Source organism: Salipaludibacillus aurantiacus (genome assembly GCF_900111295.1).
Lineage (GTDB): Bacteria > Bacillota > Bacilli > Bacillales > Salisediminibacteriaceae > Salipaludibacillus > Salipaludibacillus aurantiacus.
The window spans coordinates 323,394-347,732 of sequence record NZ_FOGT01000002.1 but is presented as its reverse complement, the minus strand read 5'-3'; the positions used below and the strand labels follow the sequence as shown (position 1 = coordinate 347,732).

Sequence of the window (24,339 nt, the reverse complement as noted above, 5' to 3'; positions counted from 1 at the left end):
AGAAGTCAGCATGAGTCAAACGTTTAAGGGAGGTGCCATCCAATGAATAATCATGATACATATGTTACATTAGATATCGGAACATCATCCGTAAGAGTGATTATCGGAGAGATGACCAACGGATCTTTAAATATAATAGGAGTTGGCGAGTCCAGCTCTGAAGGTATAAAAAAAGGATCGATTGTTGATATTGATGAAACTGTCCAGTCTATTAAAAAAGCTGTCGAAAAAGCTGAAAGAATGATTGGACTCAGTATTAACCATGTAATTGTCGGGGTGACCGGAAACCATATTCAGCTCCAGCCTTGTCATGGAGTAGTGGCTGTTTCCAGTGATGACCGTGAGATCGGAGACGAAGATATTACAAGAGTAATAGATGCTGCACAAGTCATATCTATTCCTCCGGAAAGGGAAATTATTGATGTCATTCCCCGACAGTTTATTGTTGATGGGCTCGATGAAATAAATGACCCCCGCGGGATGATCGGTGTCCGTCTTGAAATGGAAGGAACAATTATTACAGGCTCCAAAACGATGTTACATAATTTACTCCGCTGTGTTGAAAAAGCAGGCCTCCAAGTAGCAGATATTGTGCTTCAGCCTTTAGCAGCCGGTTCTATAGCTTTATCAAAAGATGAAAGAAGCTTAGGAGTGGCTCTGATTGATATGGGGGGCGGCTCTACAACTGTTTCTGTGTTTCAAAATGGGGTCTTGCAGGGAACCAGCCAGATTCCAATTGGAGGAGACCACATGTCCAACGATATTTCAGTTGGTTTCCGGACTTCTACAGAGGAAGCAGAAAAAGTGAAAGTGACACATGGACATGCTTTCATAGATCTTGCCTCCGATGAAGAAACTTTCGAAGTTTCGGAGATTGGCAGTGATCAGACGCAGGAATTTTCCCAGTGGCAGCTTGCGAATATTATCGAGCCTCGTTTGGAAGAGATGTTTCATCTCGTCCTTAAAGAGATATACCGGCTGGGCTATCAGGATTTATCCGGTGGTTACGTTCTTACGGGCGGCATAGCTAAGATGCCTGGTGTACTCGAACTTGCCCGAGAGGTGCTGCAGAAGAATGTAAGAGTAGCTATCCCGGATTATATTGGTGTACGGGAACCGCAATATACCAATGGCGTTGGCCTAATTACTTTCGCGCATCGAAATGTTCGTATACAAGGTAAGGAGATAATGTCCGGATTAGAACCTTTAGATGAAGGCAGTACAGAAATTAAGAAAGAAAGAAAAGAGAAACCGAAGCAGACTAAGACAAAAGTAAAAGAAACTAAAGAAAATCCAGGTGTGAAGAAGAAAGTGTCGAATATGTTTAAAATGTTTTTTGAGTAGAGCAGAACGGCTCTGAACTGTAATTGGAACGAACTCGGATTGGGGGATCGAAAATGTTGGAATTTGAAATGGATATGGAACAATTAGCAACAATAAAAGTTATAGGTGTCGGCGGAGGCGGAAGCAACGCTGTAAACCGAATGATTGAAAATGGTCTTCAAGGTGTTGATTTTATCGCAGTAAACACTGATGCTCAAGCTCTTCATTTATCAAAAGCAGAAGAAAAACTGCAATTAGGCGGTAAATTAACCAGAGGACTTGGAGCAGGAGCTAACCCGGAAATTGGAAAAAAAGCTGCGGAAGAAAGCCGGGAACAGCTTGAGGAGCATTTAACAGGTGCAGATATGGTATTCATTACAGCTGGTATGGGAGGGGGAACAGGAACAGGTGCTGCTCCGGTCATTGCGGAAATTGCAAAAGAAGCTGGAGCATTAACTGTTGGTGTTGTCACCCGCCCCTTTACATTTGAAGGAAGAAAGCGGATGGTTCAGGCATCTAATGGAATTGCAGCTTTAAAAGATAAAGTTGATACATTAATTGTGATACCTAATGACCGCCTACTGGAAATTGTAGACAAAAACACACCTATGCTTGAAGCATTCAGGGAAGCCGATAATGTCCTGCGTCAAGGTGTTCAGGGGATTTCTGATTTAATCGCTACTCCTGGTTTAATTAACCTGGATTTTGCTGATGTTAAAGCAATTATGAGTGAAAAAGGATCTGCCCTGATGGGTATAGGTGTAGCTACTGGTGAAAGCAGAGCGGCTGAAGCCGCTAAAAAGGCTATCTCCTCACCTTTACTTGAAACGAGTGTAGACGGTGCGCAAGGTATTTTAATGAACATTACCGGTGGTACTAACTTAAGCTTGTTTGAGGTTCATGAAGCTGCCGAAATTGTTTCTACAGCCTCTGACAGCGAAGTAAATATGATTTTTGGGTCTGTCATCAATGAAAACTTAAAAGATGAAATTGTAGTGACAGTCATTGCTACAGGGTTTGATGAGCAAAAAGCTGAAAAAACATCACCTCAGAGGCCATCAATCAGCCAGCAGCGTCAGCAGACTCAGCAGCGTCAGCAGCCTCAGCAAAGTCAGACTCAGCAGTCTCATTCCAGAGAGGAAGCAGCCTCTTCACAGGAGACTCCTAAGCCTGCTCCAAATAATCAGCCTGCCGATGATGAAATGGATACTCTCGATATCCCTACATTTCTTAGAAATCGCCGCAAACGGTAAATTTCAAACTGAACAGTTAATTAAAAAAGAGCCAGGATTTAATAGATCCCGGCTCTTTTTTTATGCCATTTTTTCTGAAACGGTGTCCTTTAAGCCTGTAGAAAAAATTACAGGTAATACTGATGACCCCGGAAACCACTGTCCCACTTTCCATCTCTATGTCTTTATTTATACAGTTTATTGTGCTGACACAATCCCTGAAAATCTATTAAAATAAGTTTCTTTTTCGTGGCAAAAAATGACAGACTTAGTGGGGGCTGTAAGATATACTAATCCTTAAATTCGAAGTTGGACGGTGGCATAAATGACTCTTTATTTAGATGTAATTTGGCTGCTAAATTTTTTCATAGATTTACTCTTACTTTTGCTGACTTCGATTGTACTAAAAAGAAAAGTTCTTAAAAAAAGACTTTTTGCAGGAGCTTTTTTTGCGTCTATGTATGTATGGGTGATGTTTATACCGGTTCTTCACTTTATGATGAATCCTTTTTTGAAGGCTCTCTACTCAGTAATTATTATTCTTATTACCTTCCCATCCCATCAATTACGTTCTTTTGTCCAAGCCTTGCTTATGTTTTACTTTGTTAATTTTGCAGCCGGCGGAGGATTAATAGGACTTCATTTTTTTCTGCAAGTCGATTCTTCTTTTATTCAAGGTACTTTTGCTACAAGAGGAAACAGCTTCGGCAGTCCCATAAGCTGGCTGTTTGTCATTGTTGGATTTCCGTTAATATTTTTTTATTCTAAAGAGCGGTTTGCAGCGGTTGAAGCTTCTAAAATCCGATTCGATGAAACGATGGACGTAGAAATCGTATTAGGCGGCCGTGAGATTAAGTTGAAAGGTTTTGTAGACAGCGGGAACCAGCTGACTGACCCGATTACGAAAAAGCCGGTCATGGTCATTGATATGAACAAGGCAGAAAAGCAGTTTCCACAGGAAATCTTTACATTATCAAAAAGCTCACCGGAAAGTATGGGTGATATTCCCTCCTGCTATATTGGGAAGGTCTCTATAGTTCCATACCGGACGGTTGGGACAGAACAAAAATTCCTATGGACAATCAAACCGGAAAAAGTAGTAGTTTTTGAGAATGGTTTGTCTTATGAATGCCCGGGAACGCTGCTCGGCTTAAGTCATTTTTCACTAGGGGAGAAAGGGGAGTACGACTGCCTGCTTCACCCCGGAATGATGCAAAAAAGAAAACAGGCATAACAACTAAGAGGAGGAGATACTGTTGAAAAAGTATACGATTCGTTTAAAGCTCTGGTGGTACCGGCTCCTGAATAAATTAAAGTTAAAATCCAATGAGGTATTTTACATAGGAGGAAGTGAAGCGCTCCCTCCGCCTTTATCTAAAGAAGAAGAAGCTTACCTTCTGAAAAAACTGCCTGACGGGGATGAGTCTGTCCGATCAATTTTAATCGAAAGAAATTTAAGGCTGGTCGTTTATATTGCCCGCAAGTTTGAAAATACAGGGATCAATATAGAAGATCTGATTAGTATAGGAACCATCGGGCTGATTAAAGCGGTCAACACTTTTAATCCGGAGAAGAAAATCAAGCTGGCCACATACGCATCACGATGCATTGAAAATGAAATTCTGATGTATTTGAGAAGAAATAATAAATTAAGGTCGGAAGTGTCATTTGATGAGCCGCTGAATATTGACTGGGATGGCAATGAGCTGCTGCTGTCAGATGTATTAGGAACTGAAGAAGATATTATTACAAAAGGAATTGAAGAGAAGGTGGACAGAAAGCTGCTATTGAAAGCTTTACGGAGCCTGAATGACAGGGAAAAACAAATTATGGAACTGCGCTTCGGACTTGCAGGCGAAGAGGAGAAAACTCAAAAAGATGTAGCGGATATGCTTGGCATTTCCCAGTCATATATCTCCAGACTTGAAAAGAGGATTATAAAGCGTCTTCAAAAAGAATTTAATAAAATGGTGTAGCTATTCTCTTTACTCCTGCAAAGGTTTGAGCACTTTATACATTTTTTTCAGAAATGATCGCCTGCATAATTTTCCCTCCCGCGGAGATACTGTTTTTGTAACTTATCTCCTGATGGGAGGGAAACCATTGTCTCGAAATAAAGTAGAAATTTGTGGTGTAGATACGTCTAAATTACCGGTCTTAAAAAACAAGGAAATGCGTATTCTGTTTAAGCAAATGCAAGAAGGAGATTCTGAAGCAAGGGAGAAACTGGTCAATGGGAACTTGCGGCTCGTCCTGAGTGTGATTCAAAGGTTTAATAATCGGGGGGAATTTGTGGACGACCTTTTTCAAGTAGGCTGTATAGGCTTAATGAAGTCTATTGACAATTTTGATCTGGAGCAGAATGTTAAGTTTTCAACTTACGCTGTCCCTATGATTATCGGGGAAATCCGCCGGTACCTTAGGGATAATAATCCAATAAGAGTTTCCAGGTCGCTTCGGGATATTGCCTACAAAGCACTTCAGGTCAGAGATAATATGATGAGTGAAAAGAAAAGGGAAAGGGAACCCACCGTTCAGGAAATAGCTAAAGTATTGGGTGTACCAAAAGAAGAAGTGGTTTTTGCACTCGATGCTATACAAGATCCTGTTTCCTTATTTGAACCCATTTACAACGATGGGGGTGATCCAATTTACGTTATGGATCAAATCAGTGATGATAAACAAAAAGATGTTAACTGGATTGAGGACATTGCTATAAAAGAAGCAATGATCCGTTTAAATGAACGTGAGAAAACGATTTTGGATATGAGATTTTACCAAGGGAAAACTCAAATGGAAGTAGCTGATGAAATAGGTATTTCCCAGGCGCAGGTTTCCCGGCTTGAGAAAGCAGCCATAAATCAGATGAATAAGCACGCCAGAGAATAATTTAAGAATAAAGCAGTCCCGTATAATGTGAAAAAGGTTTCTTACCGTCATCACTTAAGAAACCTTTTTTTCAGGAGTCGCTCTCACTCACAGTGAGGGCGATTCTTTTTAACATGGATTTATGCCAGCCTTATTTTTTTGATATATCCCGAAGAAGGAAAGCATAATATTTTATTAGGAAGAGACAGAAAAGGGGCGGTATAACCATGCTTAATATGTCAGAGCTTCAGTCAAAAGATATTGTCAACCTCTCAGATGGAAAGTTATTAGGCCACCTGACTGACATCGATATTGATCTCGAAAGAGGCAGAGTGAATTCTATCGTTATAGGCGGCGGACGAATGAAAAATTTATTCCAAAAAGATGAAGAAACGGTAGTTCCATGGAAAAACATTGTTAAAATAGGTTCTGATGTTATTCTTGTCAGGCTGGACAAAGGGGGAGCCCCCGCAGATTATGTTGAGGATTAACTGAGACACCCATAAAATTCGATAAAATCATCAATTTCCCTGACATATTCGATATATCATTAATGGAAACCATTGCTTGATTAGTAAAGATTCTTTATACTTTAAGAGAGTTTATTTTCAATTACATTGCAGATTGGGAAATAAGGGTTTTTTACAAGAGAGATGGAAAACTCCCTTCGAACCCTTATTTTTCTCTGTTTTCCCTATCCTGCTCTGACTAATTTTTAATGAGAGGAGTTTGTCGATTGTCAGTTAAAGATAATTATAAAAATGTACAAGCTTCTGTCAAAAAAGCTTGTGAACGTTCAAATAGAGATTCAGATAATGTACATATTATTGCTGTAACAAAATATGTATCGGTCGATACAGCAAAAGAGGCTGTTGAAGCAGGTATCGAACACATTGGAGAAAACAGGCTTGACGAAGCTTTAAGTAAATGGGAAGAAATAGGAAGTGGCGTCACGTGGCATTTTATTGGAAACCTTCAGACGAAAAAAGTGAAGAAAATGATTCATGCCTTCGACTATATCCATTCGCTTGACCGTCTCTCTTTAGCGAAAGAAATAGACAAGCGCACCAATCCAGGCGAATACAAGAAATGTTTTGTGCAAGTTAATGTAACAGGGGAAGAGTCAAAGTCGGGTCTTTCGCCTGAGGAGGTTCTCTCATTTATTGAAGAATTAAAAAATTATCCTTCCATTGAAGTGGCTGGATTAATGACCATGGCACCGTATACAGACGATCACACGTTACTCCGGTCTGCATTCAGAAAACTGCGTGAACTGAAAGAAGGCATTGAAGAGAAAAAGCTCTCCCACGCTCCGTGCCATGAGTTGTCAATGGGGATGTCAAATGATTTTGAAATTGCTGTGGAAGAAGGGGCCACTTTTGTCCGGATTGGCTCTTCACTTGTTGGAAAAGAAAAATAAAGCGGGGTGAAACAATGACAATTAAACGGAAATTCAAGCGTTTTTTCGCGTTAGACGATGAATATGATGAAGAAGAAATTGAAATTGAAGATGACATTGAAGAAACTCATCATCCCATTGAACGTGGTAAAAAAACCGATAAAAAAAATATTGTCAGTTTAAGCAGTATTCAGAACCAGGCAAAAGTGCTGCTTCTGGAACCGCACAGTTATGACGAAGTTCAGGAAATTGCCGACCATCTGAAGAATAGGAAAGCTGTCGTTATTAATCTCCAAAGGATTTCCAGAGATCAGGCAAAAAGAATAGTGGATTTTCTCAGCGGTACAGTTTACGCTATTGGAGGGGACATCCAGAAACTTGGTTCAAATATTTTTCTCTGTACGCCGGATAATGTCAACGTGACCGGCTCCATCTCAGAAATGTTTGAGCAATCATAGATATTGAGGAAGGTGAAAGTTAGTGGAATTTGTAGCTGGAATTATATTGCAGGCTATGCAGATCTATTGGTTTATATGTATCATTTATATTTTTATGTCCTGGCTTCCAAATGCGAGAGAGTCAAATTTCGGTCAGACTATAGGTAAAATTGTAGAACCGTTTTTTGCACCTTTCAGACAGATTATTCCGCCTTTGGGCATGATCGACATATCTCCAATTGTTGCTCTTTTCGCGCTCCGGTTTGCTATGGACGGAGTAAGGTATTTATTTTCTCTGATTTTATAAAGGGTTGTGTTGAATATGTCCCTGTACGAACACTTTCGTAAAGACGAGCATTCTTTTGTTGACCAGGTAATTGATTGGAAACAAACAGCCGAAGTGGAATACCGTGCTAAATTAACAGACTTTCTTGACCCTCGTCAGCAACAGATTATTAAACAGATTGTTGGGAATAGTGAAGAGGTTAAAGTTGATTTCCAGGGCGGGCATGACGCCACTGAAAGAAAACGGGCGCTTTTTTATCCGGATTACCTGGTCCCGGAAAAAGAAGATTTCCAGATTTCTTTATTTGAAATAGAGTACCCCGGGAAATTTGTTACCCTTGAGCATCGCCATGTATTGGGAGCGCTTATGAGCTTAGGCCTGAAGAGGGAAAAATTTGGGGATATTATTACTGATAACAGCCGGTTTCAATTAATAGTAGCTGAAGAAGTAGCCGATTATATTAAAGTAAATTTTCAATCTGCCGGTAAGGCTAAAATTAAATTAAAGCCGCTTGAAGAAGAAGATTTACTGGTGCAGGTTAAATCGTTAGAAGAAAAATTTATTACTGTTTCTTCCATGAGACTGGATACTGTAATAGCAGAGGCATTTAATTTATCCAGAGCTAAAGTTAAACCTTTGGTTACTGGTGAAAAAGTGAAAGTGGACTGGAAAGTAGTTGATGATCCTTCTTATCCGCTGGCAAAAGGAGATGTACTGTCCGTCAGAGGTGCAGGAAGATGTGAAATACTGGAGATGGACGGACAGACTAAGAAAGGGAAACACCGGCTTATAATAGGCTTCCCCTCGTAAGTAAAATACCATAGAAAGGATATTTCCTTTCTGTGTCGAATGGATTTACATACCAACAAATATCCGGAGGTGTTCTTCTGTATGCCATTAACTCCATTAGATATCCATAACAAGGAATTTACAAGAGGTTTCCGAGGCTATGACGAAGACGAAGTAAATGAATTTTTAGATCAGGTCATTAAAGATTATGAGTTGGCGATCAGAGAAAAAAATGAGCTTTATGACAGGGTTCAGGAGCTTGAGGAAAGGCTTGATCACTTTTCTTCCATTGAGACGACATTAAATAAATCCATTCTTGTAGCTCAGGAGACAGCAGAAGATGTTAAACGGAGTGCAGATAAGGAAGCGAAGCTGATTATTAAAGAATCAGAGAAAAATGCGGACAGAATTATTAACGAAGCGTTGTCTAAATCCCGTAAAATCTCACTTGAAATTGAAGAATTGAAAAAGCAGGCTTCTGTTTACCGCACCAGGTTTAAAATGCTGCTTGAAGCCCAGCTTGAAATGCTGAACAACGATGACTGGGACATGATTTCCCAGCCTGTCATTGAAGAGGAAGAAGAAGAAGAGACATACGAAAACATTTAAATGAAGCCTTGACGGTTTTAGAGGACTTATCTTATACTTTAAGAAGATTTTCAGCGAGACTGTTTAAAGTCTGCTGTAATGGTCGACAATATGAAGTAAAAGCGTTGAAGGGGCCAGTAAAAGCAAGTTAGGGCCAAAGCGAGCCGGTGAGGGTGGAAGTCCGGTGCCTGATTGTTTTGAATATCTCCCTGGAGCTGCATACTGAACGAAAAATGCTCTTTTTCTATTAAGCTATGCCGGGTCATGACCGATAGATCATGCTGAGTGAGCCGCTGATTATGTAAATATCTGCAGGCTTATAAGGGTGGTACCGCGGGTTTATACTTCTCGTCCCTGAGTGGACGGGGAGTATTTTTGTTTTTTATGAAGATGGAACACGCTCACGCTCTTAACAGTACGGTGAAAAAAGTCAGTTAAAAAGTTTAATTGCTGGGAGGATATAAAATGGATTACAAAGATACGTTATTAATGCCAAAAACGGCGTTTCCGATGAGAGGAAACCTGCCGAACCGTGAACCTGATATGCAAGCCGATTGGGATGAACAAAACCTGTATGAAAAAGTACAGGAACGGACAAAGGACCGCCCGCTATTCGTTCTTCATGACGGGCCCCCGTATGCTAACGGTGACATACATATGGGACACGCCTTAAATAAAATATTAAAAGACTTTATTGTCCGTTATAAATCCATGTCCGGATTTAATGCCCCGTATGTCCCGGGGTGGGACACTCATGGTCTGCCAATTGAAACGGCGCTTACTAAGAAAGGAAAAGTGGACAGGAAGAAATTAACAGTCGCAGAATTCCGCCAAAAATGCGAGGAATATGCTCTGGAACAGATTGACCGGCAGCGGGAACAGTTTAAGCGCCTGGGTATACGCGGAGACTGGGAGAACCCTTATGTGACCTTAACTCATGGATATGAAGCCCAGCAAATCAAAGTGTTTGGTGAAATGGCTAAAAAAGGTTATATCTATAAAGGGAAAAAACCGGTTTACTGGTCTCCGTCCTCAGAGTCTGCTTTAGCAGAAGCGGAAATTGAGTACCACGACAAGCGCTCGCCGTCTATTTATGTGGCTTTTGATGTAACAGAAGGTAACGGTGTGCTTGAGGGAGACGAGAAATATATTATCTGGACGACGACCCCATGGACGATTCCTGCCAATCTTGGGATTGCTCTACATCCGGAATTGGAATATGCTGTCGTTAAAGCTGATAACGTTAAATATGTGGTGGCTAAAGAGTTAGCCGAACAGCTGGCTTCGGAATTTGAGTGGGAAAGCTATGAAGTCACAGCGGTATACAAAGGTGCCGATCTGGAAAAAACGAAAGCTAAGCATCCTTTTTATGAAAGAGAGTCTTTAGTCGTTCTTGGAGACCATGTCACTCTTGATGCCGGTACAGGATGTGTACATACTGCTCCCGGCCACGGGGAAGACGACTATATAGTTGGTCAGCAGTATGGGCTTGACGTCCTGTGCCCTGTCAATGATAAAGGGGTATTTACTGAAGAGGCTCCAATGTTTGAAGGATTATTTTATGATGCGGCAAATAAACCGATCACTGAAACTCTAGAGGAGAAAGGTGCATTGTTAAAACTGAGCTTCATGACACACTCTTATCCTCATGACTGGCGAACTAAAAAACCTGTCATTTTCCGTGCTACTTCTCAATGGTTTGCTTCGATCAAAGATTTCCGCGAAGACCTTCTTCGTGAAATTGAAGGGGTGACATGGCTGCCGAAGTGGGGAGAAACAAGGCTTTATAATATGGTCCGTGACCGCGGTGACTGGTGTATTTCCCGCCAGCGAGCCTGGGGCGTGCCAATTCCGATTTTTTATGGAGAGAATAACCAGCCGATTATCACTGATGAAACGATAGACCACGTTTCCCAATTATTCCGTGAGCACGGGTCTAACATCTGGTTTGAGTGGGAAACAAAAGATCTGCTTCCGGAAGGCTTTACATCAGAACACAGCCCTGGCGGAACATTTACAAAAGAAATGGATATTATGGATGTGTGGTTTGACTCAGGCTCCTCCCATCAGGCAGTGTTGGAGGAAAGAGAGGAACTTGACCGGCCGGCTGATGTATACCTTGAAGGATCTGACCAATATCGCGGGTGGTTTAATTCCTCTTTATCAACAGCTGTAGCTGTGACTGGGAAATCACCTTACAAGGCTGTCATCAGCCATGGATTTACCCTTGATGGAGAAGGTAAGAAAATGAGTAAATCACTCGGGAATGTCATTATTCCTAATAAAGTCATGAAACAGCTTGGAGCTGACATCCTTCGTTTATGGGTTGCCTCAGTTGATTATCAGGCAGATGTCCGGGTTTCAGATAATATACTGAAACAAGTTGCTGAGGTTTACAGAAAGATCCGTAATACGTTCCGTTTCCTTCTTGGGAATTTGCATGACTTTGACCCTGCAGAACACTCTGTCGCTTATGACAACCTGTCAGAAGTAGACCAGTATATGCTTGTTAAATTAAATGATCTGGTTAAAGAAGTTAAAAAAGGGTATGAAGAGTATCAATTTGCGGCTGTATATAATAAAGTCCATAATTTCTGTACCGTAGAGCTAAGCTCTTTCTATATGGATATAGCTAAAGATACGTTATATATCAAACACGCTGACCACATTGGCCGCAGACGGATACAGACGGTTATGTATGAGACGCTGACAGCTCTTGTTAAGCTTGTTTCACCGATTCTCTCCCATACAGCCGATGAAGTATGGAAACATGTACCTGCAGTACAGGAAGAAAGTGTCCAGCTGACAGACATGCCTGAAGTCCAGTCGTATAAAAACGTAGACGACCTCTGCTCCAAGTGGGACCGTTTTATGATATTACGCGACGACGTCCTTAAAGCTCTGGAAGAAGCCCGAAATGAGAAAGGGATAAAGAAGAGCCTTCATTCTCACGTGACTGTATATGCGGGGGATAAAGACAGAGAACTTCTTAAGTCCATCGATGACCTGCATAAACTGTTCATTACTTCAGGAGCTTCAGTAGCAAGTAAAACAGATGCTCCTGAATCTGCAAGAGCATATGAAGAATTGACAGTTTCTGTGGACCGGGCAGAAGGAGAAACGTGTGAACGGTGCTGGGTCGTCTCCTCAAATTTAGGTACTAATCCGTCTCATCCGGGATTATGTCCTGATTGCACCGATACCGTAGTGAACCATTACGAATAATATAAAGAATTTGATTTGTAAAAAACCTGTTGTGCTGAATGAGCACAGCAGGTTTTTTTGTATCAGAAATCGCAGCTGAACAGTTAAAAGGAAAATGTGATACCTCAACATTAACCACCAGATTAAGACGGTCAAAAGAGCCAAGTTCACGTGGAAATATTTTTACTCCCTTAAATTGCAATAGGGGCTTTATTAATTATTAAGAGCGGGGCGTATGTAAAAGGGCAATGAAACAAACGATAAGAAATAACTTTTTACGAAAGGATCTGAACAAAAAATGTATGAAGAATTTAAACAGCAATTAACTGATGATAGAAAAGCTATTATAAAAAGAATAGAACAGGAAGCGACTTATACAGACGACAAGATGAATGATCCGGGGGAGCTGTCTCATTATGACAATCATCCTGCGGACGAAGGGACGGAATTATATTTCAGGGGAAGGGATATGGCTGTCCGGCAGCAGTGGGAAAAGCATTTACATGAAATCGATGAGGCTTTAAAAAGAATTGAAAACGGCACATATGGGATATGTAAAAAAACAGGGGAAAAAATCCCCCTCGAACGCTTAAGGGTCCAGCCTACTGCCACTACGACAGTGAAAGCCAGGGAGAAAGACGAGAGGGCCACAGACCGGCCGGTGGAAGAAGAAGTATTATTTGAACTGCCTGAAGGCGACTATAATAATTATATGGATGAAGATACATCTCCGGATGATGATACGACAGGTTATACAGAAGAATTTGAAAGCTTTCTGTCAACTGGGCTGAATGGGTACGAAGGCAGTGATAAAGTGACTTTTCACAGAAATAAGCAATATAAAAGGTACACTGAGGAGCAGGAATAAGTTATTCAAGAAATGGGGGGGGGGAACAAATTAATCCCCCGTTTTTTAGTTTAAAAAAAAGTATGTTGATTTCTTTTTCAATTGTCTGAAGGGGACGGCTGTGCTAAAATGCAAAAGGGTACATAATCAGACGGAATGGAGGAAGCATACGTTGCCGTATTATATTATAGCAATAGTTATAATTATTCTGGATCAGGTGACTAAACAGCTGGTCGTTCAAAATATGGAAATCAGAGAAAGCATACCAATTATTGAGAATGTGCTGCATTTAACTTCTCACCGTAACGCAGGAGCTGCTTTCGGTATTTTACAAGGGCAACTGTGGCTGTTTTTTATAGCAACCGTGGTTGTTGTAGGTGTGGTTGCTTATTATATTCAGAAAGCAACAAAAGGTCATCCCTGGTTCGGTGTCTCTCTGGGCCTTGTTTTAGGGGGAGCAATCGGTAACTTTATCGACCGGATGTTATGGGGAGCAGTTGTAGATTTTATTGATGTCTACATTTTCAATTATAATTATCCAATTTTTAATATTGCAGACTCCGCATTAGTAGCCGGAGTTATAATGTTGATGATTCACGTGTTTAAAGAAGAAAAAAAGCAAGGGAAGTCATAACATGAAAACACATATTTTAATAGCAGAAGAAAAAGGTGTCCGTCTGGATAAATGGCTTTCTCAGCAGTCAGCTGACTGGTCCAGAAGCCTGGTTCAGCAATGGATTGAAGAAGGGCACGTTAAAGTGAATGGAGAAGAAACGAAAAGCAATTATAAAATACGCCTGAATGATGAAGTGGTTATAGAAGAACCGGAAGTTCAGGAGCTTGAAGTAAAAGCGGAAAACCTTAACCTGGATATTATTTATGAAGATAAAGACGTGCTTGTGGTTAACAAACCGAGGGGAATGGTTGTCCATCCTGCCCCAGGACACCCTTCAGGTACGCTTGTTAATGGCCTTATGTACCATTGCGAGGATTTATCCGGTATAAATGGCGTTATACGTCCAGGAATAGTGCATAGGATTGATAAAGATACGTCAGGTCTCCTAATGGTGGCAAAGAATGATTTGGCTCACGAATCACTCGTTGATCAGTTAAAAAATAAATCCACAAAGAGGCGGTATGAGGCGCTTGTTTCCGGAGTTGTCCCCCATGATAAAGGAACAATTGATGCACCTATCGGCAGGGATCCTGATGACCGTCAGAAAATGACCGTGACTGAACACTATTCTAGGGAAGCAGTGACCCATTTTCATGTGATTGAAAGGTTTGAGCGGTATACCCATGTAGCCTGCGAGCTTGAAACGGGCAGAACCCATCAGATCCGTGCCCATATGAAGTATATCGGGTTTCCCATTATTGGGGATCCAAAATACGGCCCAAGAAAAAAACACGAGTTTCCTATTGAAGGCCAGGCTCTGCATGCTGAACTACTGGGGTTTGTCCACCCTCGTACCGGGGAAGAAATGGTCTTCAGAGCCCCTCTTCCTGAAGATATGAAGGCATGTCTTACAGAAGCAAAAAATAAATAACCATTGACAACGAATTTCTTACGTGAAATAATGTGTAAAGAATAAAATAAAGTTCCTTTTAAAACAGTCCCGTGAGGCTGAGAAGGGTCGGAAATACTCCAATTATGGATTTTTGCATAAATTTCCAGACGGAGGCATGTTCACAGACTGCAACCTTCTCGCTGACCGGTGAGAAGGTTTTTTATTATTTAAAGTCAATATATAAGTATAGAATATTTTCTTACTGAAAGAAAAGAGGTGGAACGTTTGTCAAAAATAATCCTTGATGAGCAGGCGATAAGACGGGCATTAACCCGCATAGCCCATGAAATCATTGAAAGAAACAAAGGAATCTCCGACTGTATTCTCGTAGGAATAAAAACAAGAGGTGTTTTTATCGCACGGCGGCTTGCAGAAAAGATTGAAGCGATTGAAGGTGAAAAGGTAGCCACCGGTGAAGTGGACATTACCTTGTACAGGGACGATTTGACTCACAAAAGGACAGATGAACAGCCTGAAATAAAAGGAACGGACATTACTGTGGACGTAACCGATAAAAAAGTTATTCTCGTAGATGATGTCCTTTTTACGGGCAGGACTGTTAGAGCAGCGCTTGATGCCGTCATTGATCTTGGCAGACCTTCACAGATTCAGCTGGCGGTATTGATTGACAGAGGGCATCGGGAATTGCCTATCCGCCCTGACTTTATTGGAAAAAACGTACCTACATCCAAAGCTGAAATGATTGAAGCACGGCTTCAGGAAGTGGACGAAGCAGAAGAAGTTATTCTTAAACAAAAAACCTCCCTTTAAAACAGTCCAGAGAGGCTGACAAGGGGTATATTCCTTCTCAAACAGGTGACGTATATAAGCACTTGCGAGAGACGAATTACCTCTTTGGCCGTCAAAGAGGTTTTTTGTATGCAGGCACTATAAGAGTGCAAAAGTTAGTATTGAGGAGGAATAATATTATGAAACAGCAGACAGTAGGAATTAATGAGGTACCAAGACTTGATAAATGGCTGGTTTTAAGTGTGCAGCACCTCTTTGCCATGTTTGGAGCGACGATTCTCGTTCCGCTGTTGACAGGTTTAAGTCCGGCGGTGGCGCTGGTATCCAGCGGGTTAGGGACACTGGCTTATATTGTAGTGACGAAAGGAAAAATTCCTGCCTATTTAGGTTCATCCTTCGCATTTATAATGCCGATTATAGCTGCAATAACCATTGGCGGTCCTGAAGGGGCAATGATCGGAAGCTTTTTTGCAGGCCTCGTGTACGGAGTGGTTGCTTTGATCATACGTGCAACCGGCGTTCAGTGGCTTATGAAGCTCCTTCCTCCAATCGTAGTCGGACCCGTAATAATGGTTATTGGACTCGGGCTTGCTGGAGTAGCTATTGATATGGCCATGAATGACCCGGCTACTGAAGCATACAGCGGTGTTCATCTGTCGGTGGCTATGTTTACACTTGTGCTGACAATTATCGCTTCAATTTTCTTCAGAGGATTTTTCGGACTTATACCTATTCTTATAGGAATTGCAGGAGGATACACTTTTGCAGTTTTCCAGGGGCTCGTTGATTTCTCGGCAGTGAGAGAAGCGAACTGGATACAGGCACCGGACTTTATTGTGCCATTTGTCACTTACAGTCCTTCTTTTTCCTGGGAGATTTTCTTCATCATGGTTCCAATCGCCCTCGTGACATTATCGGAACATATCGGAGACCAGATGGTTCTAAGTAAAGTAGCCGAAAGAAATTTCATTGAGAAGCCGGGACTTCACCGCTCTGTAATGGGGGATGGAGTTGCCACGCTCATCAGTTCCTTTATAGGCGGCCCGCCTAACACGACTTACGGGGAAAACATTGGTGTAGTGGCCTTGACGCGCGTGTTCAGTGTCTTTGTTATAGGAGGAGCGGCTGTACTCGCTGTCATGTTCGGATTTATTGGTAAGGTTTCAGCAGTTATAACAACGATTCCTACTGCAGTAATGGGAGGTGTCTCCATCCTTCTTTTCGGGATTATCGCTTCAAACGGTTTAAGAATGCTGATCGATAATCAGGTAGACATTGGGAAAAAACGGAATTTGATTATCTCTTCTGTTATTCTTGTCGTCGGGATTGGCGGAGCATTCATACAAGTAACAGACGTTATTGAAATCGCGGGAATGGCTTTGGCCACTATTATCGGAATCGCCCTTAACTTGATTTTACCAGGCCGTGACCAGGTGAAAACAAGCGAAGAAATGTTTAAAGATATGAGTGATAAAAAAGATAGTGCAGCTTAATAACATCCTTTAAAAGAGCCCTGTGAGGCTCTTAAGGGTGGCCGGCCATGGGAGAAGTGTATTCAGCTTCTTCCCATACGAGCACCCTTGTAGACACAAGGGTGCTTTTTTTAAAAAGATAAGAAAGTATAGATTCTGATGAAATTTTCACTCCATGCAGTCGCTTGTTGCCTTAGTGTCGCCGCCTTGTGTTCCTGCAGTCTCTATTGACGAAATATAAATTAAGATGAGAGCGCTGTGCCATGTTTACAAATTACATAATTGCAAAGGGGAGAATAGCTCATGAGAAATTTAAGAACATTAGATGATCTGACGTTACCTGAATTACAGTCTTTGCTGACTGAGGCAGATGAGTTCGCCGGCGATGCAGCACCGGTTTTCTATCATAACGCCGTAGTTGCCAACCTGTTTTTTGAACCGAGCACAAGGACGAAGTGCAGCTTTGAAATGGCTGAAAAGCAGCTTGGTATTGAGACCCTTTCTTTTGAAGTGTCCCATTCAAGCGTAAAAAAGGGAGAAAGTTTATATGATACCGCTAAAACGCTTGAAGCGATCGGGTGCAAAGGCTTGGTTATCAGACATCCTGAAACAAAATATTATGAGCAGCTCAAAGGGCTGAATATCCCCGTGATTAACGCTGGAGATGGAGCAGGAGACCATCCGACCCAGTCATTATTGGATCTTTTAACAATCAAGCAGGAATTTAACAGATTTGAATCGCTTCATGTCGTCATATGCGGTGATATCAGACACAGCAGAGTTGCCCACACTAACGCTAAAATCCTCGAGAAACTCGGGGCCCAAGTGTCTTATTCCGGACCGTCAGAATGGATGGATGAGTCGATTAAAGACGATCAGTATTTAACAATGGATCAAGCGGTGGAACAGGCTGATGTCCTGATGCTTTTAAGGATACAGACTGAACGCCATGATAATGGAAGCGGCTATTCTAAAGAAGCCTATCACCACCGGTTCGGCCTCACTGAAAACAGGGAACTTAGAATGAAGCCACACAGCATTATTATGCACCCTGCTCCTGTAAACCGGGGGGTTGAGCTGGCAGACAGCCTGGTGGAGTGCAGACGGTCACGGATTTTTAAACAAATGGCTAATGGCGTACACGTTCGGAAAGCAGTCCTGGCACATGTTTTAAATCTAAAGGGGGAAAAAATTTATGACCACGTTATATAAAAACGCTTTGATGTATACAGAGGAAAATGAAAAAGAGGTATGTGACTTGTTAGTGGATGAAGAAAAAGGCACTGTGGAAAAAATAAGCAGGACACCTTTAGATGAGTCAGAAGCCGATAAAGTGATTGACGTAAAAAAGCAGCTGTTAATCCCGGGGATGGTTGATCTGCACGTCCATCTTCGCGAGCCAGGCGGCGAAAAGAAGGAAACGATAGAATCGGGAACAAAAGCTGCTGCCCGGGGAGGATTTACTACAATTGCTGCTATGCCTAATACCCGCCCCGTGCCAGATACGGAAGAACACTTGACGAACATCATTTCTTTAATGAAGGAAAAAGGACATGTACGTGTCCTGCCTTACGCAGCATTTACCGAGCGCCAGGCTGGGAAAAACCTGACTGATTTCCATACACTCGCCGCAAGGGGAGCCTTTGCATTCACAGACGATGGTGTCGGCGTCCAGGAAGCGGGTAAAATGTATGAAGCAATGCTCCAGGCAGCAGAAGCAGGCAAATCGGTAGTCGCCCATTGCGAGGATAACTCGCTATTATATGGAGGTGCCGTCCATGCAGGAAATTTTTCAGAAAAGCAATCGATTCCTGGTATTCTGTCGGTCAGTGAATCCGTCCATATCGCCCGGGATGTCTTGCTGGCAGAAGCTGCAAGATGCCACTACCATGTCTGCCACGTCAGTACTAAAGAATCTGTCAGAGTAATCAGAGACGCTAAACGAGCAGGAATAAATGTCACGGCTGAAGTCACTCCCCATCATTTAATCCTGTCTGAAGAAGATATACCGGGAGATGACGCTAATTACAAAATGAATCCCCCTTTAAGAAGCGAGGCTGACAAACAGGCTTTGATTGAAGGGCTTATGGACGGAACGATTGATTTTATAGCGACGGACCATGCGCCCCACACGGCAGAGGAAAAGAAACTGCCGATGGTTGAAGCGCCGTTTGGTATAACAGGTTTGGAAATCGCCTTTCCTCTCCTTTACACAAAGCTTGTAAAAGAAAATATCATTTCTGAGAAACAGTTAATTGACTGGTTAACAATTAAACCGGCATCAGCATTCAGTTTACCTTATGGAGATTTAGCAGAAGGAGGATGTGCAGACTTTACTGTCATTAATATGAACAAGACCGCGTCCGTTGATCCTTCAACATTTTTATCAAAAGGCAAAAACACTCCATTTGGAGGAGAAATCCTTCAGGGGTGGCCGGTTATGACGGTTTATCAAGCACAACAAGTATGGATGGATGAGAAAGAGGAGGCGGCAATATGAAACGGCAGCTTATATTGGAAAATGGACAGACGTTTGTCGGCGAGGCGATCGGCAGTGATACTGAAAGAGCGGGTGAAGTCGTTTTTAACACCGGAATGACAGGTTACCAGGAAATATTATCTGATCCGTCTTATTGCGGCCAGATTGTCACTCTCACTTACCCTCTGATTGGAAATTACGGTATAAACAGAGACGACTTTGAAAGTATTAAACCTGCTATACACGGTTTAATTGTACGCGAAGCAGCAGAGTATCCAAGCCATTTCAGGTCGCAGTTTTCTCTTCACGAATGGTTGAAGAAAGAAGATATTCCCGGCTTGGAAGGGATAGATACTAGGAAACTTACAAGGATGATCAGAGAGCACGGTACCTTAAAAGGGCGGCTCTGTTCAATGGATGCAAATGTTCATGAAGTCGCAGAAGAGCTAAAAGAGACACCTTTGCCAGTTGACCAGGTATCCAGGGTATCAACGAAAAACCAGTATATAAACCCGGGTGTTAAAGAGCGTATTGTCCTGGTCGATTATGGAGTCAAGAAAGGAATCGTAAAAGACCTGGTGTCCGAAGGTTACGAAGTGGTGGTTGTGCCATATTCCTGGGATGCAGACAACATTTTAGCCCTGCAGCCGGACGGGATCGTTCTTAGCAACGGACCTGGAAATCCGGCAGACGTTCCTGAGGCAGTAGAAACGGTCAAAAATCTTCTGGGACGTGCCCCTTTGTTCGGCATTTGCCTTGGCCATCAGCTGCTGGCACTTGCAAGCGGTGCACTTACAGTTAAAATGCCCTTTGGCCATAGAGGAAGCAACCATCCAGTAAAAGATTTGCGTACAGGCCAGATTTCAATTACCTCCCAGAATCACGGCTATACAGTAGATCCTGATTCAATTGATGGAACACCGCTTGATATCACTCATATCAATGTGAATGACAAATCCATTGAAGGGGTTAAACATCAGCATTATCCGGCTTTCAGCGTCCAGTACCATCCGGAAGCGTCACCAGGACCTGAAGATGCCAAAGGATTATTTAATGAATTTAAAACATACGTAAAAAACAGCCAGAAAGCATCAGGGAGGAAAACATATGCCTAAACGAACTGATATTCAAAAGATTCTAGTTATTGGCTCCGGGCCAATCGTGATTGGCCAGGCGGCAGAATTCGATTATGCTGGCACACAGGCCTGCCAGGCTTTAAAAGAAGAGGGATATGAAGTTATTCTGATTAATTCAAATCCCGCCACCATTATGACGGATGAAACAACGGCCGACAGAGTTTATATCGAGCCTCTAACAAAAGATTTCGTATCGAGAATTATCCGCCAGGAACGGCCGGACGGGCTCCTGGCAACATTAGGCGGCCAAACAGGTCTGAACCTTGCTGTAGAACTTGCTGAAGACGGCATATTGGATGAATACGGGGTCCAGGTGCTCGGTACGAGCTTAAAAGCCATTCGTGAGGCAGAAGACCGGGAGGAGTTCCGTGCGTTAATGAACCGGTTAAATGAGCCGGTTCCGGAAAGCGATATTATACATTCTCTTGAAGAAGCAGAAGCATTTGTAGAGCGAATTGGCTATCCCGTGATAGTAAGGCCTGCCTACACCCTTGGCGGGACAGGCGGAGGTCTCGTTTATAACGAAAAAGATTTACGGGAAATTGTTCCAAACGGACTCTCTGCCAGTCCAGTTCATCAGTGTTTAATAGAAAAAAGCATCGCAGGATTTAAAGAAGTGGAATATGAAGTCATGCGGGACGGGAATGACCAGGCGATCGTTGTCTGTAATATGGAGAATGTAGATCCAGTGGGCATCCATACAGGGGACTCGATTGTAGTAGCGCCAAGCCAGACTCTTTCTGACCGGGAATACCAGCTTTTAAGAAACTCTTCTTTAAAGATTATCCGCGCTTTAGGAATTGAAGGGGGCTGTAACGTCCAGTGCGCTCTCGATCCATACAGTGAAGACTATTATATTATTGAAGTGAACCCGAGGGTGAGCCGGTCGTCTGCTTTAGCTTCCAAAGCAACCGGTTATCCTATTGCCAAGCTATCAGCTAAAATCGCGGCTGGCTATCATTTGGATGAGTGTATAAATCCTATTACTAAAACTACTTATGCAAGTTTTGAACCGGCACTCGACTACATTGTTACTAAAATACCCCGCTGGCCGTTTGATAAATTTGATTCAGCGAACAGAACTTTAGGGACACAAATGAAAGCGACAGGCGAGGTCATGGCAGTTGGCCGGACGTTCCCTGAGTCCCTGCTGAAAGCAGTCAGATCTACCGAGACAGATTTAACCCATTTACAGCATCCGAAAGGAAACGGATTTCCGAAAGAAGAGCTGGAAGTACGCCTCCAAAAAGCTGATGATGAGAGAATCCTCTATGTATCTGAAGCTTTCAGAGATGGGTTTACGTTGGAGGAGATTCATCAGTTAACTCAAATTGACCGCTATTTCCTTTATCACATAGAAAAAATTATTAATTTTGAAAAAGAAATTAGCCAGTCAGGCTTAACAGAAGAACTTGCCTATAAAGCAAAGCGATCAGGTTTTTCAAACGAGACTTTAGCCGGGCTGACATCTCTCAGCCTCAAGGAAACAGAAGAAAGGCTTCATACCTACGGGATAAAACCGGTTTATAAAATGGTTGATACTTGTGCTGCGGAATTTGCTTCAGAAACACCATATTATTATGGAACTTTTGAACAGGAACAGGAATCACTTATTACTTCCAAGCCTTCGATTCTTGTTTTGGGTTCAGGGCCTATCAGGATCGGGCAGGGAATTGAATTTGATTATGCAACAGTACACACGGTAAAAGCAATACAGGAAGCCGGCTACGAAGCGATCATTATAAACAATAATCCGGAGACAGTTTCCACCGATTTTGAAATATCCGATAAACTTTACTTTGAGCCTTTAACAATTGAAGATGTCATGAATGTCATTGAACATGAGAAACCGATAGGCGTTATTGTTCAATTTGGGGGGCAGACGGCTCTAAACCTTGCAGAAGATCTCGCAGAACGTGGAGTGAATTTGCTGGGGACGAGTCTGGAAAATATGGATGCTGCAGAAGACCGGGATAAATTTGAGCAGAAGCTGATGGAACTTGATATTCCTCAGCCGCTCGGTAAAACAGCGACGTCTGTAGATGAAGCAGTAAACATTGCTTTAAATATAGGTTTCCCGGTACTTGTCCGGCCTTCTTATGTTCTTGGCGGACGGGCAATGGAAATTGTTTATAACGAGAGCGATCTTCTTCGTTATATGGCCCGGGCGGTAAAGGTAAATGAAAAGCACCCTGTTTTAATTGACAGATATTTAACAGGAAAAGAAATTGAAGTAGATGCTATATCTGATGGCGAAACCGTCGTCATTCCGGGAATTATGGAACACATTGAACGGGCTGGGGTCCACTCAGGTGACTCTATTGCCGTCTATCCGACGCAAAATGTCGAAGCTGACTTAAAAGAACGGATCATTGATTACACAATCAGGCTGGCTAAAGGATTTAACATTAAAGGATTAATGAATATTCAGTTTGTTATTCATAATAGTGAAGTATATGTCCTTGAAGTTAATCCGCGCTCAAGCCGAACAGTTCCATTCTTAAGTAAAATTACCGAAGTCAATATGGCGAATCTGGCTACTAAAGCGATTATCGGGAAGTCTCTTAAAGAACAGGGGTTTACAACAGGATGTCTGCCTGAACCAGAACTGGTTTCTGTTAAAGTTCCAGTCTTCTCATTTGCAAAGCTGCGGAGCGTGGATATAACTTTAGGACCTGAAATGAAGTCAACAGGTGAAGTGATGGGAAGAGATATTACCTTGGAAAAAGCCCTTTATAAAGGTTTAGTTGCTTCAGGAATGAAAATTCCAACTCATGGGTCAGTATTGTTTACTCTGGCAGATAAAGATAAAGAAGAAGCAATGGAGTTAGCCCGCCGTTTCCACCGTATCGGTTTTCATCTTCTAGCTACGGAAGGCACGGCAGCAAGAATTCGTGAAGAGAACATTCCGGTGACCGTCATTTCCAAAATAGGAGGAGACTCCCCGGATATGCTGGATGTTATTAAACAGGGCAAAGCCCAATTTATAGTCAATACTCTTACAAAAGGGAAACAGCCTGCACGGGACGGTTTCCGTATACGCCGGGAAGCAGTCGAGCACGGAACCGTTTGTCTCACATCGATGGACACTGCTGAAGCACTTGTAAAAGTACTGGAATTATTCACCTTTTCAGCTGAAGCTATGGGACAGTCGGGAAAACGAGTGAAGGAAGTGCTTGTATGATAGTCGAACAGCTCCGTATAACAGGACAGGAGGAAATTGCCCCACGTATATACCGAATGACGTTGGAGGGTGATTCAGTTCAGACAATGACAGAACCCGGTCAGTTTGTACACGTGAAAGTTAGTGACGGGATTGATCCTCTGCTCAGAAGGCCGATCAGTATCTGTGATGTCAGCCAGGATAAACAAGAGTTAACCATCATTTACCGTGCAGAAGGAAGAGGAACCCGTCTTTTAGCTGCAAAAAAGACAGATGACACATTAGACGTCTTAGGCCCTTTAGGACAAGGGTTTCCTTTGGACAGCTTGCAAAAAGGCAGCACGGCTCTTTTGGTGGGCGGAGGAGTTGGCATCCCTCCTCTCTATTACCTTGCCAAAAAACTTGTAAAAAGAGGCGTCAATGTCCGGACCATCCTCGGATTCCGCCAGTCTGAAGATATCTTTCTTCAAAAAGAATTCAGAGAGCTTGGTGACATTATTGTCACGACAGAAGACGGCTCTAAAGGAGTGCACGGATTCGTCACTGATGCCATGAATCAGGCTGAAAAGCCCTATGATTCATTCTTCACATGCGGGCCTGTACCGATGCTTCGAGCAGTTAAAGCAGCAGCAGCTTCAGATGGTTTTATTTCGCTTGAGGAGAGAATGGGATGCGGCGTCGGGGCTTGCCTTGCATGTGTGTGTGAAGCGTCAGATGCCACTTCCCAAGAGGGTAAAAAATACCGGAAAATATGCAGTGACGGACCTGTATTCCGGGCAGGGGAGGTAGTTATATGAT

22 protein-coding genes and 1 other annotated feature are annotated in these 24,339 nt (G+C 42.5%); all 22 genes read left to right on the top strand.

Annotation, left to right across the window (positions count from 1 at the left end):
- Positions 1 to 42: 42 nt before the first annotated feature.
- The 22 genes from ftsA to BMW59_RS03610 all read left to right on the top strand — a co-directional run bounded on the left by ftsA (position 43) and on the right by BMW59_RS03610 (position 24,338).
- Positions 43 to 1,344: a cell division protein FtsA gene (gene ftsA, locus BMW59_RS03715; RefSeq protein ID WP_093047677.1), complete on the top strand. Its 1,302-nt coding sequence runs from the start codon at positions 43 to 45 to the stop codon at positions 1,342 to 1,344.
- Between the two features lie 53 nt (positions 1,345 to 1,397).
- Positions 1,398 to 2,576, top strand: coding sequence for a cell division protein FtsZ (gene ftsZ / locus BMW59_RS03710; protein WP_093047676.1), 1,179 nt, complete (start codon positions 1,398 to 1,400; stop codon positions 2,574 to 2,576).
- A 304-nt stretch (positions 2,577 to 2,880) separates the two neighbouring features.
- A complete protein-coding gene (gene spoIIGA / locus BMW59_RS03705; RefSeq protein WP_093047675.1) occupies positions 2,881 to 3,789 on the top strand; it encodes a sigma-E processing peptidase SpoIIGA in 909 nt (302 codons plus the stop codon).
- A gap of 22 nt (positions 3,790 to 3,811) precedes the next feature.
- Positions 3,812 to 4,531, top strand: a complete 720-nt coding sequence (sigE, locus tag BMW59_RS03700; RefSeq protein ID WP_093047674.1) for an RNA polymerase sporulation sigma factor SigE — start codon at positions 3,812 to 3,814, stop codon at positions 4,529 to 4,531.
- A 127-nt stretch (positions 4,532 to 4,658) separates the two neighbouring features.
- Positions 4,659 to 5,444, top strand: a complete 786-nt coding sequence (sigG, locus tag BMW59_RS03695; RefSeq protein ID WP_093047673.1) for an RNA polymerase sporulation sigma factor SigG — start codon at positions 4,659 to 4,661, stop codon at positions 5,442 to 5,444.
- A gap of 206 nt (positions 5,445 to 5,650) precedes the next feature.
- The gene (locus tag BMW59_RS03690) at positions 5,651 to 5,914 is read left to right on the top strand and encodes a YlmC/YmxH family sporulation protein (RefSeq protein ID WP_093047672.1); all 264 of its coding nucleotides are present in this window, start codon (positions 5,651 to 5,653) and stop codon (positions 5,912 to 5,914) included.
- A gap of 245 nt (positions 5,915 to 6,159) precedes the next feature.
- Positions 6,160 to 6,843, top strand: a complete 684-nt coding sequence (locus BMW59_RS03685; RefSeq protein WP_093047671.1) for a YggS family pyridoxal phosphate-dependent enzyme — start codon at positions 6,160 to 6,162, stop codon at positions 6,841 to 6,843.
- Between the two features lie 14 nt (positions 6,844 to 6,857).
- On the top strand, positions 6,858 to 7,280 hold the full coding sequence (locus BMW59_RS03680; RefSeq protein ID WP_093047670.1) for a cell division protein SepF: 423 nt from the start codon (positions 6,858 to 6,860) through the stop codon (positions 7,278 to 7,280).
- 22 nt (positions 7,281 to 7,302) lie between these two features.
- Positions 7,303 to 7,566, top strand: coding sequence for a YggT family protein (locus BMW59_RS03675; RefSeq protein WP_370640553.1), 264 nt, complete (start codon positions 7,303 to 7,305; stop codon positions 7,564 to 7,566).
- A 15-nt stretch (positions 7,567 to 7,581) separates the two neighbouring features.
- On the top strand, positions 7,582 to 8,355 hold the full coding sequence (locus BMW59_RS03670; RefSeq protein WP_093047669.1) for a YlmH family RNA-binding protein: 774 nt from the start codon (positions 7,582 to 7,584) through the stop codon (positions 8,353 to 8,355).
- An 81-nt stretch (positions 8,356 to 8,436) separates the two neighbouring features.
- Complete coding sequence (locus BMW59_RS03665) at positions 8,437 to 8,943, top strand: DivIVA domain-containing protein (protein ID WP_093047668.1); 507 nt, start codon at positions 8,437 to 8,439, stop codon at positions 8,941 to 8,943.
- A 95-nt stretch (positions 8,944 to 9,038) separates the two neighbouring features.
- Positions 9,039 to 9,281 (top strand) — a binding site (T-box leader).
- Between the two features lie 106 nt (positions 9,282 to 9,387).
- Positions 9,388 to 12,147 (top strand): isoleucine--tRNA ligase, encoded by a 2,760-nt coding sequence (gene ileS, locus BMW59_RS03660; protein ID WP_093047667.1) that lies wholly within the window; start codon positions 9,388 to 9,390, stop codon positions 12,145 to 12,147.
- A 277-nt stretch (positions 12,148 to 12,424) separates the two neighbouring features.
- Positions 12,425 to 12,994 (top strand): TraR/DksA C4-type zinc finger protein, encoded by a 570-nt coding sequence (locus BMW59_RS03655; protein ID WP_093047666.1) that lies wholly within the window; start codon positions 12,425 to 12,427, stop codon positions 12,992 to 12,994.
- Positions 12,995 to 13,145: 151 nt separating this feature from the next.
- The gene (gene lspA, locus BMW59_RS03650) at positions 13,146 to 13,607 is read left to right on the top strand and encodes a signal peptidase II (RefSeq protein ID WP_093047665.1); all 462 of its coding nucleotides are present in this window, start codon (positions 13,146 to 13,148) and stop codon (positions 13,605 to 13,607) included.
- 1 nt (position 13,608) lies between these two features.
- Positions 13,609 to 14,520 (top strand): RluA family pseudouridine synthase, encoded by a 912-nt coding sequence (locus BMW59_RS03645; RefSeq protein WP_093047664.1) that lies wholly within the window; start codon positions 13,609 to 13,611, stop codon positions 14,518 to 14,520.
- A gap of 246 nt (positions 14,521 to 14,766) precedes the next feature.
- On the top strand, positions 14,767 to 15,312 hold the full coding sequence (gene pyrR / locus BMW59_RS03640; RefSeq protein ID WP_093047663.1) for a bifunctional pyr operon transcriptional regulator/uracil phosphoribosyltransferase PyrR: 546 nt from the start codon (positions 14,767 to 14,769) through the stop codon (positions 15,310 to 15,312).
- A gap of 158 nt (positions 15,313 to 15,470) precedes the next feature.
- Entirely contained in the window at positions 15,471 to 16,784 is a 1,314-nt protein-coding gene (locus tag BMW59_RS03635) for a solute carrier family 23 protein (protein ID WP_093047662.1), read from the top strand.
- A 282-nt stretch (positions 16,785 to 17,066) separates the two neighbouring features.
- The gene (locus tag BMW59_RS03630) at positions 17,067 to 17,975 is read left to right on the top strand and encodes an aspartate carbamoyltransferase catalytic subunit (RefSeq protein WP_093047661.1); all 909 of its coding nucleotides are present in this window, start codon (positions 17,067 to 17,069) and stop codon (positions 17,973 to 17,975) included.
- Positions 17,959 to 19,263 (top strand): dihydroorotase, encoded by a 1,305-nt coding sequence (locus tag BMW59_RS03625; RefSeq protein ID WP_093047660.1) that lies wholly within the window; start codon positions 17,959 to 17,961, stop codon positions 19,261 to 19,263. The genes BMW59_RS03630 and BMW59_RS03625 overlap by 17 nt, the downstream gene beginning before the upstream one ends.
- Positions 19,260 to 20,357, top strand: a complete 1,098-nt coding sequence (gene carA, locus BMW59_RS03620) for a glutamine-hydrolyzing carbamoyl-phosphate synthase small subunit (protein WP_093047659.1) — start codon at positions 19,260 to 19,262, stop codon at positions 20,355 to 20,357. The genes BMW59_RS03625 and carA overlap by 4 nt, the downstream gene beginning before the upstream one ends.
- The gene (gene carB / locus BMW59_RS03615) at positions 20,350 to 23,562 is read left to right on the top strand and encodes a carbamoyl-phosphate synthase large subunit (protein ID WP_093047658.1); all 3,213 of its coding nucleotides are present in this window, start codon (positions 20,350 to 20,352) and stop codon (positions 23,560 to 23,562) included. The genes carA and carB overlap by 8 nt, the downstream gene beginning before the upstream one ends.
- On the top strand, positions 23,559 to 24,338 hold the full coding sequence (locus tag BMW59_RS03610) for a dihydroorotate dehydrogenase electron transfer subunit (RefSeq protein WP_093047657.1): 780 nt from the start codon (positions 23,559 to 23,561) through the stop codon (positions 24,336 to 24,338). The genes carB and BMW59_RS03610 overlap by 4 nt, the downstream gene beginning before the upstream one ends.
- The last annotated feature ends 1 nt before the right edge of the window (position 24,339 follow it).